Below are 15,907 nucleotides of genomic sequence, written 5' to 3'. Positions count from 1 at the left end.
CATGAACTATGGATCTATTTGATCTCGCTGCTCCATCTGATCTTGCTTCCGAAAAAACCTCGTACCAACCTCGTCCACTTGATACAGAGCCATTTATCCAACCAGCAAGTGATACCCCAGCTCTAGAATTACTGGCCGGATATCAAGCGGCAGCGTGCGAGGAAACCGTTCGGCGCATATCACAGATCTTTAACGAAAGCTTCGGATATCGCCCAGACGGAAGACCGTACAGGTTGGGCCCCAAATCTGTCACTGAACGCTTATTGCAAACAGACTATGTATTTCTTGCCGGTGGATCTGGTGCGGGAATCGGCTATTTGTTCGGGAAGGAAATCCCGTCTTCCTTGGGCCGAATCGCCTGGATTGAATCGATGGCTGTATTGCCAATCTATCGACGACAAGGTGTAGCAACCTCACTGGTCCAGGCGTTTACTGAGATAACAAAGACTGCCCCACGAATGGGGTGTGCTACACCGAACCCCATTGCTGCGTTAGTGGTCAGTCGTGTTATCGAGGGCACGATGTTTGTCGGGGAATGCGGCGTGCCCCATCGATTGATTCAGTTACTGAAAGAGATTCGACAAGACTGTTTTGATCTGCGTGGCTGCTCCATCGGAGAATCAAACTTCACCATCAAGACTGGCTTCAGCCCACTATCCCGCTCGGATCAGCGTGAATGGTATGCTCGTAACTCACAGCCTGAACCTAGTGTAGTGCTTCATGCTGTTCTTGTCTTATCCAGGGCGACCTTAGCCCGATTCACTTTTGCGACGATTTCTTGGGCGGATTTAGTCCACACAAAGGGGGTGGGATGGGCATTGCGCTGAGTGATGTACGCGTCAATCGCCGCAATCAGTTCCGGGACACTGCGGAACACGCCGCGCCGAAGTTGTTTGGCCGTCAGGTCGCCAAAGACCCGCTCCACCAGATTGAGCCACGAGCTACTGGTCGGGGTAAAGTGCATGTGGACGCGTGGGTGCCGTATCAGCCACCGTTGGACTGTGGGGTGTTTGTGGGTGGCATAGTTGTCGGCGATCAGATGCAGGGCTTTGTCCTGAGGAATCTGCTGATCAATCAGCCGTAAGAACCGCAGCCATTCCTGGTGCCGATGGCGGGGCTGGCAGGTGGAGATGATCGCGCCTTCGGCCACATTCAGAGCGGCAAAGAGCGTGGTGGTGCCATGGCGCTTATAGTCGTGTGTCAGCGTGCCGCAGCGACCGGGCTTGAGAGGTAAGCCGGGTTGGGTGCGATCCAGAGCTTGGATCTGGCTCTTCTCATCCACGCACAGGACCACGGCATGTTCGGGCGGGTTCAGATAGAGGCCCACCACATCCTCCAGTTTGTCCTGGAAGTGCGGATCCCGGCTGAGCTTGAAGGTTCGAACTCGGTGGGGCTGCAAGCCATGGGCCTTCCAGACTCGCTGCACGAACGTGGGATTTGTGCGCAGGTGCCGCGCCAAGGTGCGGGTGGACCAGTGGGTCGCCGCAGGCGGCTTCGTCTGGGTCGTCGTCTTCAGAATGCGCGCGGTGAGGGTCTGACGGGCCTTGAGGGGACGTCCGCCGCGGGGAGCATCCTGGGCGAGGCCGGGCAGGCGCTGCGTCACGAAGCGGTGCCGCCAGAGGCCCACGGTTTGCCGACTTGTGGCCACGGCGGCAGCAATCTGGTGGTTGTCGTGGCCTGCAGCCGCCAACAACACAATTTTGGCGCGAAGCACCAATCGTGCGGGCGTCCGGCGACCACGCGCCCACTGCGCGAGTTGCTGGCGTTCATGGGCCATCAGCTCAATGGCGGGGGCGATGCGCATGGGGTGATCCTCCTGGGGAACAGAGGATACTCACGCCAGATAATAAATCAAGCTACTTATGATTCACTACACTAGCTGGTGGAGCACGATTGAGCATTTACCAAATGAGTATGAAGCCTTAATCGTCATTGAGCGTCACTCCAAGACCTAGGGTGTCAGGTTTTACCTACAGACTCGAGCGTCATTCAGCTCCTCACGCTGCCAAGGACTCAACTCTCGTCGCAGCGGTGGCGCATATTTTCTCCCATAGTTTTGGGACGAATCCAAAGACCGGCCAACCTTATCGACTGGGCCCAAAAACAACTCGCGAACGGCTCCAAGGGACAACAGATCTCATCATTGGATTCGAAGATTCTACCAGTTCAGCAATGGGATACATCTATGGCAGAACCATTGAGTCTCCTCAGGGACTCATGGTTTGGATTGATCCTCTTGCCGTAGAACCGGAACATCGTCGCAAGGGACTCGGTACCAAGCTGGTGAGTACCTTGATACTCGCTCACGCTTCATGCAGGTGGGTGGGCTGCGCGACGCCAAATCCAGTCGCCGCTCTGGTCATTACGAGAGCAACTGGTGGTCATCCATACGCTGGAGAATGTTCGCCTCCGCCTGAACTCATCCAGATGATCGAGAGTGTCCGAGGGCGAATACCCGATCTTCGTGGTGCTGAATTCAATGCCACACGTCTGTTGGTTCGAACAAGCTTCAACCCGACCTCGACCGGTGATAGCAAAGACTGGAGCCCTCCACATCCCAGCGAGCCACCGCCTTGGTGGAGTTCACTTGCCCATCTACCCTCTGAACATGAGGCCCTGCTCGTCATCGACCGCCACGAAACGGTTTAACTTGCTCGCTGGTTGTTCATTAGGGTCGTCTCTTACCATAGTACCTTGCGAAGAAGGCCCTGGGAGAGGTCAGAAATTCGCGTTATGTTTTGGCCACAGGACGAAGACCAGGTCGGATAGATCTCGGCTCAACGGCTCGCACTGGGATGAAATACTAGTGGGGTAGGGTGCGGTCGCTGAAAGCGTGACTTCAAATTCTGGCTCGTAGCCTTATTTCTCGCCGCATTTCTTAAACTTCGACTCCTCGCACTGCTGCGCCATCTGCTGCGCTTTTGTGATCTGCTCCGGCGTCATGCGTGAGGCCGTACGATCTCGATCCTTCGTGATTTCAGTTTTCGACCCGCTACTCGACGACGCAATTGCCGTGCTGAACCACACATAGGCCAGAACCTGATTTGGTTGAACGCCCTGTCCCTTCGCATACATCTGTGCAAGTTCGTTTTGGCCTCCTGCATGGCCTTGGACCGCCGCCATGCGATGCCATTTCAGTGCCGCCTGGTAGTCTTGATCCACACCCAGACCGCTGCCATACAGCAGCCCGAGATTATACTGAGCTCGTGCATCCCCACGTTGGGCCAAGGGGTAAAAGAGTCCCGCAGCGACCCTGAAATCTCCACGCTTCAACGCCTCATATGGCTCCTCCCCAGCCAGAGGAATCGATTTCTGAGGGGCCACTGGCTTGGGATTTCCGGTCAGGGGTTCCGCCGCCACCGCAATCGCGGCACTGCTCAGGATCAAGACTCCCACGAGCACGAATCCTCTCATCATGTTCCTACCTGTCATCCTAGTCATTTCTCCTGATGCCGACCGATTCACCAGAGGTAACCTGATAACGGCTTCTTGAGCCTTCACATTCTCTGCAAGTGGATCCCTCAGGACAGAGCTCATTGTTGTTGAACCGGACCAAACTGTCACCAAAATATCATTTTGGGGCTGATGATGATACGTGGAACGTTAGTAGGAACAGTACGTGGCGGTTGATGAGTCCACAAAGGCATCAAGCAGGACAGGCTCCATCATGACGAGGGAAGGAAAGACTTGAAATGGTGTCGCTGGGTCAGTGAATAGGCGCCTTCGACTACCCAAACCGTCTTCAAGTCTTGTCTTCTCCCGTTTTCTCATCTATTCGTGAAAAGCGCGGAACGGATACGCCTCCTTTATCGACGCTCTCAGTAAACATGGCAAGGGGTCTTACCCAGAGGCCTCGATCGCCATACAACGCCCGATACACGACAAACTCTTCTTCCGTTTCTGAATGTTTGGCGACCCCCAAGACTTCATAGTCCTGACCTTTATGATGACGGTAAACCCCTGGTGAGACCATGATAGACGGCTCCTCATTAGGATGGATAACTGCGAGCTCGCTCGACAGATACGTGACAATTCAGCCAAACCAGACGTCTGAGGGAGTGTTAACCGGTGTTAAAGTGTAACGAAAAAACGATGCCCCCTTAATATTGAGAAATAGGAACGTACCACAATTCTGCTGCGCATCGATGGGACGATGTGAGACATGGTTTTGACCGGGCCTGTGAGGCTTCAGGACTGACGGATTTCCACTTCCATGACCTCCGCGCCATACCTTTGCGTCCTGGCTCATAATGCGCGGCGTACCGTTAGTGACGGTGAGTAACCTTCTCGGGCATACATCGCCGACTATGACGCTCAGATACGCTCACTTGAGCCCTAAACACCTCTCTTCTGCCGTGAGGGTCCTAGATACTGATCAAAACTCCTTTGCCTCTCCAAGATTAGAAGTCTCACCATAAGGATATCTATATCCTGCAAAATAACACTGCATATCATATCCTATTTGACCGGTTACCATTTTCATCTACTAATGCTTCTTTCTCCTCCCCTCTCGGAATCGTCATGTAACACATTGTTTTACATTGTGATTATTTTGTAAATATTGATTTGTACTATTCTTTAATAAATTAGTACATGTTGACATCTATCAACTACTAAATTATAAAAAAGTAGTACTTTTTAGTATCTAGAGTCCCATATGTCTATTATCGTAAAGCCCCCAGAGTTTTTAAAACTGCTCCGGAAGAATCCCGAGACCTTCTCAAAATTTCTCGATGCGTACAGAAAACCAGAGATTCAAGAATTCATTCGAAAGTCCAACGACTCCTATGTCTCTTGGCAAGATTTTAGATATTGGAAGGTACCAGAAGGGTTCTCATACGAAGAGGCCTGGGCTCTAATAAAATTTGGTCGAACCGCCAATTTTAAGAAAGCTCCCTTTAACGACAAGAAAGAAACCCCATTCGTTTACTCTATTCCGGACAGCCTTCAGCGAGACCTTCACAATGTAGATGTATGGGGTGGGGGAAACCTTTTAACAGATACTTCAAACCCTTTACCCGACAAAGAGCAATTCATAATCAGATCGCTCATGGATGAAGCAATCGCTTCTAGTCAACTTGAAGGAGCCGCAACCACGACCCAAAAAGCAAAAGAATTGCTCAGGACAGGAAGGAAGCCCAAAGATAGAAACGAACAAATGATTCTCAACAATTGGGAGACAATGCAATTTATAAGAGAAAAGGAAAAGACAACATTAACGCAGGCTCTCGTAAGAGAAATACATCAGAGAATCACGGAAGGCACCCTGGATCACCCAGAAGATTCCGGACAGCTAAGAGAAAACAATGATGTCGTAATCGAATACAGGGGAGAAATTGTCCACGTACCTCCTGACTTTAAGGCCTTGCCTGACCGCCTGAAAGCGTTTTGCGATTTTGCAAATGAGAATTCTATGAGTACGTGGATTCATCCAGTTGTAAAGGCAGTTTTACTTCATTTTTGGCTAGCATATGACCATCCTTTCAATGACGGCAACGGAAGAACGGCCAGAGCTTTGATGTATTGGTTCCTCCTATCCCGGGATTATCTCTTATTTGAGTATCTGGCAATATCTCGATACATGCAAAAAGCCCCTGCTCAGTATGTCCGAGCTTATCTCTATACCGAGACGGATGATAACGACTTGACCTATTTCCTCTTTTACAATCTCAAGGCCATTAAACAGGCTTGCGAGGATGTGCAGGACTATATTAGGAGGAAGCAGAAAGAAATGGCTGGACTGAGCGCGGCTCTTAAAAAACATCCTGGTTTAAATGTTCGTCAAAGGAGTCTCCTTTCTCATGCAATCCAGCATCCTCATGAGATCTACACATTTGATACCCACCGAAATACTCACGGTATTGTTTACCAAACATCAAGAAATGATCTGCTTGATCTTACACACAAAGGATTTTTAAAAAAGGAGAAACAAGGCAAGGAATTTGTTTTTCTTCAAGCAGACAAAATGATGAAAAAGCTACGCAATGCAGCTAGCACCTAACCGCTCACTTGACAATTACTTCACAATTCGGCCCCAAACGACCCCTGAAGGGCCATTACCGGGCGCCACACATGAAGGGCTCTAAATGATGAACCCTATTGATAGGAGCGGGAAAGAAGATGTGGTGCCGAAGGCGGGATTTGAACCCGCACACCCTTGCGGGCGCTAGACCCTGAATCTAGTGCGTCTGCCAGTTTCGCCACTTCGGCATACAGGTTGCTAAACAATGTCTCCCCGCGGCGTTCTCAGTCGCCCATCCCCCTCAACGCATCAACAGCGTAGCCTTTGAGGTCGAAGCTCTTTGCGGCCTTGCTCCGATCCATTTCTGAGCAACCCGACATCAAGAACCAGACTGATGAACTACCAGGGAGACGGATTATCCTGAATTCTCCTCATCGGCGTCAAGCAAACGTTGGTGCCACCATTTCACGGTGCGGCACGGATGGCCGGCCCAGGCATGGCCCATTGCCCGATGGTAGCGATCTCACGAGGATCGCCACTGACGATAATGCGTTCACGTACGAGTCCGGCTGCAGCCAAGAGTGAAGGGGCGGCAATCCTCGGGGCCTCATCGATCATCAGGACATCGAAGCGCACCCGGCTGAATAGGGGATCGCTCGCAACCCGCATGGGTGTGGCCGCGACGAGGCGTCGATTCTGAATGAAGGCCTGGCGGTTTGGATGTTCTTCGGCCGCCAGTAACTCGCGGACCTTCTTGGTTCCCCCCAGTTTGGCGATCTGTTCTTGGAGTTCCTCGAACTCAGCCCGCCTCCCGCTGGGTACGGCCGCCTCCGGAGCAAGCTGCTGAATGCGGCCTTTGGCGACATCGAGTTCGTTGTTCAGTTGATCCATCTGACCCTGATACAGCACGCAGTATTGTTTGAGGGATTCTGCATTCTTCCCGACCGCTTGCATTGTCAAACGTTGAAACAGAGGTAGGTGCTCGAAGTCCTTGAGCGTCTTCTGGACATCGGCCATCTTCACTTGAAGGTCTCGCAATTGTGTGACGAGGCGCCATTCCAGTAAGCGGACTTCGTCCAGATCTTTTTGTTTCGCTTCCTTCTGAGACAAAAACGGGGCGAGCTCTCTGAAGCGGTCATACTTGTGTTTCAAGGAGGCCTTGTTGCCTTGCGATTTGGCATAAAATTGATGCATTTGGGCTTCGAACCCCAGTTCATGAAGATCGATGCCGCCGGCCTTCGAGGCAATCGGAAGTTCATACCGAGTGATCCACGTTGTGTGATTCAGTCCACCGGCCTTCATGGTACGCCCCACCATCCCCACCATCTCATCGCACGCAAGGTGGTCTGGGCTGATGAGGAGGATGCGCTTGTTGGCGCGAATCAGCTCCATCGCTAGATTCCCCAGCTTTTGACGCCGGACTGGTCGGTCATCCGACCACACGGTTGTGAAGACGGATGCGGCGGAGGGGAAGACCTCAGCCTCAACGTCCTGCATCTGCAGCAGCGACGCCAACCGCTCGGTTGGCCCAAGGTGATACAGGTCTGGCTTCGCCAACATATCTTTCAGGCGGGAGGCTGACGTGCCGACAAGGCCGGCCTGATCTGGAACAAGGGTCACAGAATGGATTTCGCGTCCGAGGGCATCGACCAGTTGGACGGATAAGCTGTTCCCGGCCTGCCGCAGGACAATTCCTTCTGTCGTGTCCGCCTCATCGGCAGGGACGACGGATACCGGAAGGTCAACGGAGAGTTGGACGTCAGCAGGCACGATAAATTCGTACAGATGGAGCCCGCCGGTTGTGTGCACCAGGCGGCCTTGCGACGCCACGACAGGAGCATCCTGCCCTGTCTCGGCCAAACGGATTCGCTCCGCTTCAAGGCAGGTGATCCACAATTCAATGAGTTCTGTGCCTGTCATACCGACTGACAACCTCCGCACGTCATGGCAACGGAATGTCATGATAAAGGCCCATTGCAATGACTGTCCACCGCTGGCGCTCGATGGTTGCCCTTGTCTTCACGACCTGAACTTGTCTAGAATAAGTGGCTTGTATTAGCATTTGCAGGACGTTCAAAACGACCGTCCAGCGAGGCCTCAGCGAGCGAGATGCTGAGACATACTTCTTCGTATGTTGAAGCGTTGATCGATGCGAGAACGAAGCTGGCAGGGGATTTTTTCAATATCCTGCCGAGGAGGAATCTGTGAAGGGCTTGAGATTTGAACGAATTGCTACAGATCGGCACTATAACGTGGTTTTCCACATCGGCAGCTCATACGTGCCGGTGAGTGACGAGACCATCGATGAACTCAAGGAACAAAGCCTATTACCGGTCGAGCGATTTCTCGACCTCCTAATCGACCGTGTCGGCTATTCATCCTACCTGAAGGATCAGATCCGCAACGAACTGAAAGCGACAGGCGATCCGACCACCCAGATTACAGTCCTACAGGGTGCGATCAGAGAGCTGTAACACCTCCCAAGTTTCCGCGCGCTGTATTGTTGGCCCCTCTCTAACTCAACGTACAAATTACCTTACTCACCGTGTCTACGATCACTGCGAACTTCCGACTAGCACCCAGACTATGCCGCTGTTAACCGGCGGTCGATCTCAAGTACGATGTGATATAGGTTGGTCATGTTGTAGTCTTCGCCAAGAAACTTGAACGTCTCTCCATCTAGAGCCCGGAGAAACGCCTTCTCTGGGAATCCCTTAGCACCCGTCATAATGTTCATGTCGAAGAAAGCATGACCATCGAATTCGCGCACCCACCGATCCAGGCGTTCGTCGAAATGCTCAAGGTGATTTCGCAGCCTTTTGAATGGCCTGAGGTCAATACCTGAGAGCTCCACATGACCAGCGAGTATTGTGTGACGATCTGTCCCGGGCTTTGCGTCAAGAATCCGATCAATATTGATCGCGTGTACCAGAAAATGATGAAGATGGAAGAAAACATCTGTCACAGCAGAGACTCTTTCAGCTTCTTGGAACGCCTCGTAGCAACGACGGGCGAACTCGGCCTGTGTCTTGGCTTCCCGAATATAAATCTGCCACTTCTTCACTTGATCGACGCACCTCATCCCTTCCACTACCTGCATTCTCCTTGATGATTTCTTCCTTTCGCACCTGAAGGACCTACGATTTTTTCGTTCAACCGTGCAAGTTCTTTTCTCCTCCGACCCCATGGGACTAATCGAGTGGGGCCTGACTGCGCGCGTCGAGCGACCACCGCTTCATCGTGGGGGCTCCGCGAGCAAAGGACCTACTCGATTGGTCCCAACCCTCAATCTCCCACCTGCCCTTCCTGAAACAGCTGATTCATGATCTGATTTCTCTTTTCAGGGTCTTGATAGTACTTCATCGCCTTGGTGTAGTTTTCCATCGCGCTCTGGCGCTTCCCTCGGATCGCATAGATTTCAGCGATGCCGTGATAGGCCCGCGCGTCTTCCTCATTGCACTTGAGCGCCCGGCTGAAGATATCCGATGCTTCTTGAAGCTGATGCTTGCCTAAGGCGAGCCAACCGAGCGCGGAATGGGCAGCACCAAAGTCTGGATTGGCATTGAGCGCGTCTTGATAACTCTTTTGGGCCAGGTCCAGGCGTCCGCGCGTTTCGTAGAGTCCGCCCAGCGCGAAGTGGACTTCAGCGTCCTGTGGGTTCAGTTTCAGCGCCGTCTTGTAGGATTGCACCGCCGGTTCCATCTTCCCCTGTTCTGCCAGAGCACAGGCGAGATTGGAGTGTGCGGCCGAATCGTTGGGGGTGAGTCTGACCACCTCCCGGTATTCTTTGATCGCCATCTCGAGTCGACCTTGGTCTTGATAGGTGACACCGAGATTCATCCGTGCCGGGGCAAAGTCGGGAGCCAGCCGAACCGCCTCGCGATATTCCTTGATTGCCATTTCCGGATGGCCGGCCCGTTCGTGAATCTGGGCCAGAAAGTAGTGCGGATGGGCAGATTGCGGAAGCAATCGAGCGGCCTCCGTGTACGATCGCATGGATTGTTCCGATTGACCTGACTGCGCAAGAAACAAACCCTTGATCAAATGCACGTAGCCGGACTCCATCTGCCGGCTGAGCAGATCGTTCACCCACTCCCCCACCACCGTGATGTCCTGCGCGGCTTCGAGACACAGCGCATGGGTTTTCCAGGCATCGGCAAACCGTCCCTGCATGAGATACACGACGTTGCGGGCAAACAGCGGACACGGATCCTTCGCTCCATCCGGGTCTCGACTCCAGGCCATCGCCTCGGCAAACACGGTGTCCCATGCTCCGGCCACGATGGCCGTTTCGCATTGTTGCTGATGGGTGTTCATACGCGATGTGAAAGTCTTATCGGGTCAGTGCGTCTTCGACATCAGGCGGTGTCGCCTGAATGCCTTCGCCGAGGAAGGGAAATTTCTTGGCCAGCTGCTGCTTCATCTGCCAGGCGACGGTTCGATACGACCAATGGCCTTTCACACCGGACCGGAGCTTGGCAATATATTCCGCCTCGGCATAGTCCATCTTAAACAAACAGCGCACCTTGAAGCCGAACGGAATGGCATAGAGCGAGGCTTCTTGGTCCTTTTTCTTGAGCAGTTCGATGTCGTTTCGCACGGCATCCATCGCCTGCCGATATTCCTGATCCAAGCCAGCGTCGATCAACGGTGGCGGGATCTCATAGCCGTGAACGGTCGTGAAGTTCTGCTGCACCTGCTGGCACCGTCGATGGCGATGCATATCCCGCCAGGCACCGATGTCCATGAGAATATCAAAGTTGAATGCGTAGCCACTCCGGAATTCCTTGATGAGTTCATCATATGGCCCGCGCTGTCTCGTGGCTACTTCGATGGTCGCGTGTTTCTCCCTCTCAGACCACTCTTTCACGACCTCGAGGATCTTCCGGTACGGGGCCTGCGACACGCGATAGAGGAGCGTCGCAACAATTTCGTCCAGCGGATGGTGCGGATCAAGCAACTCGACGGACTCGACCGTACCCCAGGTACCAGGCTGATCGAGCCCTGCTCCGCGCAAGACTTCTTTCGCATGGCGGGCCAAGTCGGAGTAGACCGATTCCTGATAGGTATTTGCCGTGGCATGCCGCGCGAGTGTCGGAGCCAATGGATCACTCAGGCCAGCGGTCTGACCGCAGAGCTCGCCCCATAGATTCACTGGCGGACGTTGGCAGGCTTCTTTCAAATCCTCGCCGATCGCCCGCAGTTCTGGCAATTGCGACGATAACAGGCGCGTCATCTGTTTTTCCAACGTCCGGATGCTGACGACTTGCCCAACATTCGTCTTGGCCGCAAGAGGAAGCAGGTACCGGGTGACATCGAAGGCACGTGCCGCGATCGTCCGCTGATAATCGGCCGGCTTCATGGACTCCGGACGCGGGTCCCGTTCGGAGAGGTACGCGATCAAGGGATCGTGCAGCAATCGATAAATTTCGGACAGACTGCGGAGAATGCCTTCATAGACTGCCTCGGTTTCGCTCCCTCGAATCTGGCCCGGCACAAACCACCGGCTCGCGGCAAAGTTCTGATAGCGGCTCGATTTAGCCTGACCGTCCCAGAGCGGCTCGTCCTCCAGACGAATGGCGGCGAGCTCCGAGATCTCTTCAAAACAGATGACGACGTGGCCGAGGTCGGCGATCGACGCATGACCGTAATCGAAATAAAACTGCTCCCAGAACTTTTCCGAGGAATGGCCATGCACCCACCGAATACTCTGTTCGATGGAGTCCGGCGATCGACTGTAACGTGCCAACGCGTAAGCGGATTTTTCCGGCGGCATAGGCGCGATGGCCATGACCCGGCGACCTGATTGATCCTGACTCATAGAAGGTCTTTCACATCGGATTAAACCGTAGGCCGCGCACTATACCTCTCGATTCAGGATGGCGCAAGCTCAAGTCCGTTGACTTGCCTCAGAAGGCGCCGCTATAGTCCGCGCAAATCATGCTGTGTGACGTACCATGGGAGCAGGAGGCGGCCGTTTTTCATGATTAAAGGCATTAAAGGTGTGAAAGATCTGTTACCGGAAGAGACCCCCCGTTGGCGCCTCATCGAAGAAACTGCCAGGCGATGGGCAGGCCGGTATGGATTTCATGAAATTCGTATTCCGATCTTTGAAGTGACGACCTTGTTTGCGCGGAGCATCGGCGCCTCGACGGACATTGTTGAGAAAGAGATGTACACCTTCCCAGATCGCGATGGCACATCTCTCACTCTTCGGCCGGAAGGGACTGCTGGGACTGTCCGAGCCTATATCGAACACAATCGGGCCGCGATCCCCGTTCCTCAGAAGTATTTCTATTTCGGGCCCATGTTTCGTCACGAGCGTCCCCAAGCTGGCCGGCTCAGACAATTTCATCAATTTGGCGTCGAGTCGATTGGTATGGCGGATCCCCGAGCCGATGTCGAGGTCATTGCCCTCCTCTGGAGGATCCTGTCCGACCTTAATCTCCCCAGTCTCACCTTGGAGATTAACAACCTAGGCTATACCGCTGATCGAGACAACTATCGACCTCACCTCGTGACTTACCTTAGACAACAGGAGTCCGGCCTGTGTGCAAATTGCCGGCACCGCATCGACGCCAACCCGCTGCGAGTTCTGGACTGCAAAGTCCCCGAGTGTCGGGCAATTACAGAAACCGCACCCCGCCTAGGCGACTCACTTTCTGAGGCAGCTCGTTCATACTTCACACAAGTCCTCACTGGTCTCGATGCCATTAAGATACCGTACTCGTTGAATCATCGGCTGGTGCGAGGCCTTGATTACTATAACCTCACCACCTTTGAGGTTACTGCGACCAATTTAGGTGCTCAAAATGCCGTAGGCGCAGGTGGACGCTATGATCAGTTGGTTGAAACTCTCGGAGGGCCGCCCACTCCTGCTGTTGGTTTTGCTATCGGCCTTGAAAGAATGTCTATGTTGTTGCCTGAGTCCACAACAGCAAGAGCACCGGAAGATCTAGCTATCTATGTTGCCGGCTTCGGTAGCCATGGTGCTATGGCAGGTCTTACAGCACTGGAAGAACTTCGTCTTGCTGGACTCCGCGCAGTCTCCGATTTTCGATCCACAACCCTGAAGGCTCACTTACGACAAGCTGACCGTCTTGCGTCTCGCTTCACTCTTATCATCGGGGATGATGAAGTCGTGAAGGGATCGGCTGTTCTTCGCGATATGGAGACGAAGGTACAATATGACGTGAATCTCTCCTCGTTAGGTCCTCAGATTCAGTCTCTCCTTCTAAGCTCCTGAAGCCCGCTTTTTCGGATTGACTTTCCCCTAAAAACCACTTAATCTCAACTGGTGGATATAGTACATAACTATATATAATTCATCATAAATTCCTGTGGATTCAAAGAAGATTGGTTTTCTCCTAGCTCTTCCCCCATCACACACTAGTGCTGAGACTGTGCACGGTCTCGCGCACGCAGCTCTTGATGCTGGCCACGAGGTTTACTTATATCTTATTGATGAAGGTGTGAAGAATATTCACACCGACCGCTACCGAGGTCTCGCTCAAGAAGGGGCCCGCGTTTTTGCCTGCGCCTACGGGTGTCAACAACACCACGTTCCAACTGAAACTATAGACTCTAAAATGTCACTTTGTGGCCTCGTTGTATTGTCCGGAATTATTGAGGCCTGTGATCCGTTTTTATCGTTTTCCTGATTATTTTCTCCATGCCAAAAAACATTGCCGTTGTTATTCAGGAAGATCCTCGAAAAACCCATAGGCCTGTCGAGGCTCTCCGTATTGCACTTGGCCTTTCGGCTGGATCTCACATGACCACTGTTGTTCTCCTTGGTGAGGCTACCCGTCTCTTAGGAGATGAGACCGACGATATTCTCGATATTGAGATCCTTGAAAATTATCTTCCTGCTATTAAACAGCTCGAAATTCAATTTATTATCCAAGACATACACAATCCTATCGAAGTCCAGGATGACTTTTCCGTGAAACGTGAAAACGACGAAACTATCCGCTCCTTTATACAATCCATGGACTGCACACTCGTGTTTTGAGTCAGGAGCTCCCTTTATGCTGTCAGCTGTCTATATTGTTCGTTCTCCACTCCATACTCTGTCCCAGGCACTCTTATCCGAGACAAGTTCAGCTGTGGTACTTTCGTTGGAAGATCCTCTTCTTCCAGGAAAAGTATTACGTGTAACGAATACTACCCAATTCATAGAGGGAGAGAAGGTATCGTATCAACAAATACTCGACATACTGCTTAGGAGCACGAAGGTCATAGCACTATGACTCCGAAGTTTGTTACTTAAGAAAGTTAGGAGTAGTAGAAGTAGTAGTAGTGAAGTGAATAGAGAGTATAACTGCGAAGTGGTTGATTTTATAAAGTAAGTATTACTAGATAGAGAAGGATAACATTGGGGATTGTTTCTTTATAAAGTCATTGGAATCTGTGAAAAGCTTGTGAAGAGGGATTAGACAGTGATCGTATTTTCTTTATATAACTCGACATGTCCTGGTGTGACGTGGTATTCAGCGTCGCTTTTTATCCGTTATAAAGAGAAGTAGATGGTAGTTATCCACAAGTGTGAATAATCCTGTGTATAGCGGTTTTGACGAGTTATGAGTATTGACACTGTTTGGCAAGAAGCATTGCAGTATATCCAGGCGAAAGTTCCTAAGCAGGTGTATGACACATGGTTTATACCGGTTCATCTCGACCGGATAGAAGACTCGACGGCGCATATTGGGGTTCCGAATAAGTTTTTTGGAGAATGGCTGAATGCTCATTATGGACCGCTATTAGCGGAAGCCATGGCCACGGCTCGTGGTGGAGGGCTGATGGGTGTTGCATTCACCGTCCGCCAAAAGAGCACTGTGCAGGAGGTTGAACCACAGAGTGTTGTGACTGCGCCGCGAGGTGTCACCCAGCCAAAGCCGCGACGGGGAATCCAGCTCAACCCAAAATATATATTTAAGAACTTCGTAGTCGGTGCCGGCAACCAATTTGCTCATGCAGCCTGTATGGCCGTAGCGGAACAGCCAGGACAGACCTATAACCCGCTCTTTATTTATGGAGGGGTGGGACTCGGGAAGACCCACCTCTTAAACGCCATTGGAAATCATGTCGCTGAAAAGAGTGATCTAAGAATCGCCTATCTGACGACAGAGCAATTTACTAATGAGGTCATCAACTCCATTCGATATGACAAAATGATGGATTTACGGAAACGATATCGACATATCGATATGTTGATGATCGACGATATCCAGTTTCTGGTCGGGAAGGAACGCACACAGGAAGAATTCTTCCATACCTTCAATGCCTTATATGAGGGACATAAGCAGATTGTTCTCTCAAGTGACCGCTTTCCTAAGGATATGCCGGATATCGAAGAGCGTCTACGATCTCGGTTCGAATGGGGATTGATTGCAGACTTGCAGCCGCCGGATGTGGAGACCCGCATTGCCATCCTGAGGAAAAAATCAGAAGATGATGGCCTTAAACTGCCGGAAGACGTCATCCAGTTCCTATCGATCACGATGAAGAGTAATATCCGTGAATTGGAAGGCAGCCTGATTCGACTAGGCGCCTATGCCTCGCTGACCGGGCAGGTGATAAGCCTTGATCTTGCTAAGACCGTCTTGCGCGATGTTATTGGGGATAAGAAAAAGATCGTTGCGATGGATGATATTCAAGAAGCGGTCTGTACCCAATTTCATGTGAAGATGACGGAGCTGAAATCTCGCCGCAGGAGTAAGACGCTCGTACATCCTCGACAGATTGCCATGTATCTGTGTCGAGAGCTGACTGATTCATCGTACCCCGAAATCGGGCGCCAATTTGGCGGTAAAGATCATACGACCATCATTCACGCCTGTCGCCAGGTCACAAAGGCCAAGGAGACCAACACGGTGTTGCAGGCGACGCTTGAAACATTGAAAGAGCAAATTCTTCGTAGTTAAGAGCTTCGCAGGGAGAATT

16 protein-coding genes and 1 tRNA gene are annotated in these 15,907 nt (G+C 52.0%); 9 read left to right on the top strand and 8 right to left on the bottom strand.

Annotated features, from left to right (window positions below; genetic code table 11):
• Positions 1 to 8: 8 nt before the first annotated feature.
• Positions 9 to 827 carry a GNAT family N-acetyltransferase gene (locus E8D52_06245; GenBank protein TKB68600.1) on the top strand — a complete coding sequence of 273 codons (819 nt, stop codon included), beginning with the start codon at positions 9 to 11 and terminating at the stop codon, positions 825 to 827.
• On the opposite strand, the gene E8D52_06240 is transcribed toward E8D52_06245, so the two are convergent.
• On the bottom strand, positions 719 to 1,804 hold the full coding sequence (locus tag E8D52_06240) for an IS630 family transposase (protein TKB68599.1): 1,086 nt from the start codon (positions 1,802 to 1,804) through the stop codon (positions 719 to 721). The two genes, E8D52_06245 and E8D52_06240, sit on opposite strands and share 109 nt — an antisense overlap.
• A gap of 152 nt (positions 1,805 to 1,956) precedes the next feature.
• On the opposite strand from E8D52_06240, the gene E8D52_06235 reads away from it, so the two are divergent.
• A complete protein-coding gene (locus E8D52_06235; GenBank protein ID TKB68598.1) occupies positions 1,957 to 2,649 on the top strand; it encodes a GNAT family N-acetyltransferase in 693 nt (230 codons plus the stop codon).
• A 210-nt stretch (positions 2,650 to 2,859) separates the two neighbouring features.
• On the opposite strand, the gene E8D52_06230 is transcribed toward E8D52_06235, so the two are convergent.
• Both E8D52_06230 and E8D52_06225 read right to left on the bottom strand, forming a co-directional pair.
• A complete protein-coding gene (locus tag E8D52_06230) occupies positions 2,860 to 3,537 on the bottom strand; it encodes a sel1 repeat family protein (protein TKB68597.1) in 678 nt (225 codons plus the stop codon).
• A 205-nt stretch (positions 3,538 to 3,742) separates the two neighbouring features.
• Complete coding sequence (locus tag E8D52_06225; GenBank protein TKB68596.1) at positions 3,743 to 3,973, bottom strand: DUF1653 domain-containing protein; 231 nt, start codon at positions 3,971 to 3,973, stop codon at positions 3,743 to 3,745.
• Positions 3,974 to 4,250: 277 nt separating this feature from the next.
• Here E8D52_06225 and E8D52_06220 point away from each other — a divergent pair, with 277 nt between their 5' ends.
• Both E8D52_06220 and E8D52_06215 read left to right on the top strand, forming a co-directional pair.
• Complete coding sequence (locus tag E8D52_06220) at positions 4,251 to 4,418, top strand: hypothetical protein (protein ID TKB68595.1); 168 nt, start codon at positions 4,251 to 4,253, stop codon at positions 4,416 to 4,418.
• Between the two features lie 239 nt (positions 4,419 to 4,657).
• Positions 4,658 to 6,001, top strand: coding sequence for a Fic family protein (locus E8D52_06215; protein ID TKB68594.1), 1,344 nt, complete (start codon positions 4,658 to 4,660; stop codon positions 5,999 to 6,001).
• Positions 6,002 to 6,123: 122 nt separating this feature from the next.
• On the opposite strand, the gene E8D52_06210 is transcribed toward E8D52_06215, so the two are convergent.
• Both E8D52_06210 and E8D52_06205 read right to left on the bottom strand, forming a co-directional pair.
• Positions 6,124 to 6,210: transfer RNA gene (locus tag E8D52_06210), tRNA-Leu, on the bottom strand.
• Positions 6,211 to 6,427: 217 nt separating this feature from the next.
• Positions 6,428 to 7,924 (bottom strand): hypothetical protein, encoded by a 1,497-nt coding sequence (locus tag E8D52_06205; protein TKB68593.1) that lies wholly within the window; start codon positions 7,922 to 7,924, stop codon positions 6,428 to 6,430.
• Between the two features lie 242 nt (positions 7,925 to 8,166).
• On the opposite strand from E8D52_06205, the gene E8D52_06200 reads away from it, so the two are divergent.
• On the top strand, positions 8,167 to 8,436 hold the full coding sequence (locus E8D52_06200; protein ID TKB68592.1) for a hypothetical protein: 270 nt from the start codon (positions 8,167 to 8,169) through the stop codon (positions 8,434 to 8,436).
• A 110-nt stretch (positions 8,437 to 8,546) separates the two neighbouring features.
• On the opposite strand, the gene E8D52_06195 is transcribed toward E8D52_06200, so the two are convergent.
• The 3 genes from E8D52_06195 to E8D52_06185 form a co-directional block, all read right to left on the bottom strand.
• Positions 8,547 to 9,026 (bottom strand): hypothetical protein, encoded by a 480-nt coding sequence (locus tag E8D52_06195; GenBank protein TKB68591.1) that lies wholly within the window; start codon positions 9,024 to 9,026, stop codon positions 8,547 to 8,549.
• A 221-nt stretch (positions 9,027 to 9,247) separates the two neighbouring features.
• Positions 9,248 to 10,279 carry a tetratricopeptide repeat protein gene (locus tag E8D52_06190; GenBank protein TKB68590.1) on the bottom strand — a complete coding sequence of 344 codons (1,032 nt, stop codon included), beginning with the start codon at positions 10,277 to 10,279 and terminating at the stop codon, positions 9,248 to 9,250.
• A gap of 16 nt (positions 10,280 to 10,295) precedes the next feature.
• The gene (locus E8D52_06185; GenBank protein ID TKB69423.1) at positions 10,296 to 11,738 is read right to left on the bottom strand and encodes an alternative thymidylate synthase-like protein; all 1,443 of its coding nucleotides are present in this window, start codon (positions 11,736 to 11,738) and stop codon (positions 10,296 to 10,298) included.
• A 207-nt stretch (positions 11,739 to 11,945) separates the two neighbouring features.
• Between E8D52_06185 and E8D52_06180 the strand changes: the two genes are divergently transcribed.
• The 4 genes from E8D52_06180 to dnaA all read left to right on the top strand — a co-directional run bounded on the left by E8D52_06180 (position 11,946) and on the right by dnaA (position 15,888).
• Positions 11,946 to 13,208: a histidine--tRNA ligase gene (locus tag E8D52_06180; protein TKB68589.1), complete on the top strand. Its 1,263-nt coding sequence runs from the start codon at positions 11,946 to 11,948 to the stop codon at positions 13,206 to 13,208.
• Between the two features lie 94 nt (positions 13,209 to 13,302).
• The gene (locus tag E8D52_06175) at positions 13,303 to 13,623 is read left to right on the top strand and encodes a hypothetical protein (GenBank protein ID TKB68588.1); all 321 of its coding nucleotides are present in this window, start codon (positions 13,303 to 13,305) and stop codon (positions 13,621 to 13,623) included.
• 11 nt (positions 13,624 to 13,634) lie between these two features.
• Entirely contained in the window at positions 13,635 to 13,976 is a 342-nt protein-coding gene (locus E8D52_06170) for a hypothetical protein (protein ID TKB68587.1), read from the top strand.
• A 568-nt stretch (positions 13,977 to 14,544) separates the two neighbouring features.
• Complete coding sequence (dnaA, locus tag E8D52_06165; protein ID TKB68586.1) at positions 14,545 to 15,888, top strand: chromosomal replication initiator protein DnaA; 1,344 nt, start codon at positions 14,545 to 14,547, stop codon at positions 15,886 to 15,888.
• Positions 15,889 to 15,907: the final 19 nt, after the last annotated feature.

Origin of the sequence: Nitrospira sp. (genome assembly GCA_005116745.1) — a bacterium.
Lineage (GTDB): Bacteria > Nitrospirota > Nitrospiria > Nitrospirales > Nitrospiraceae > Nitrospira_D.
This window is presented reverse-complemented; position numbering and strand designations above follow the sequence as displayed.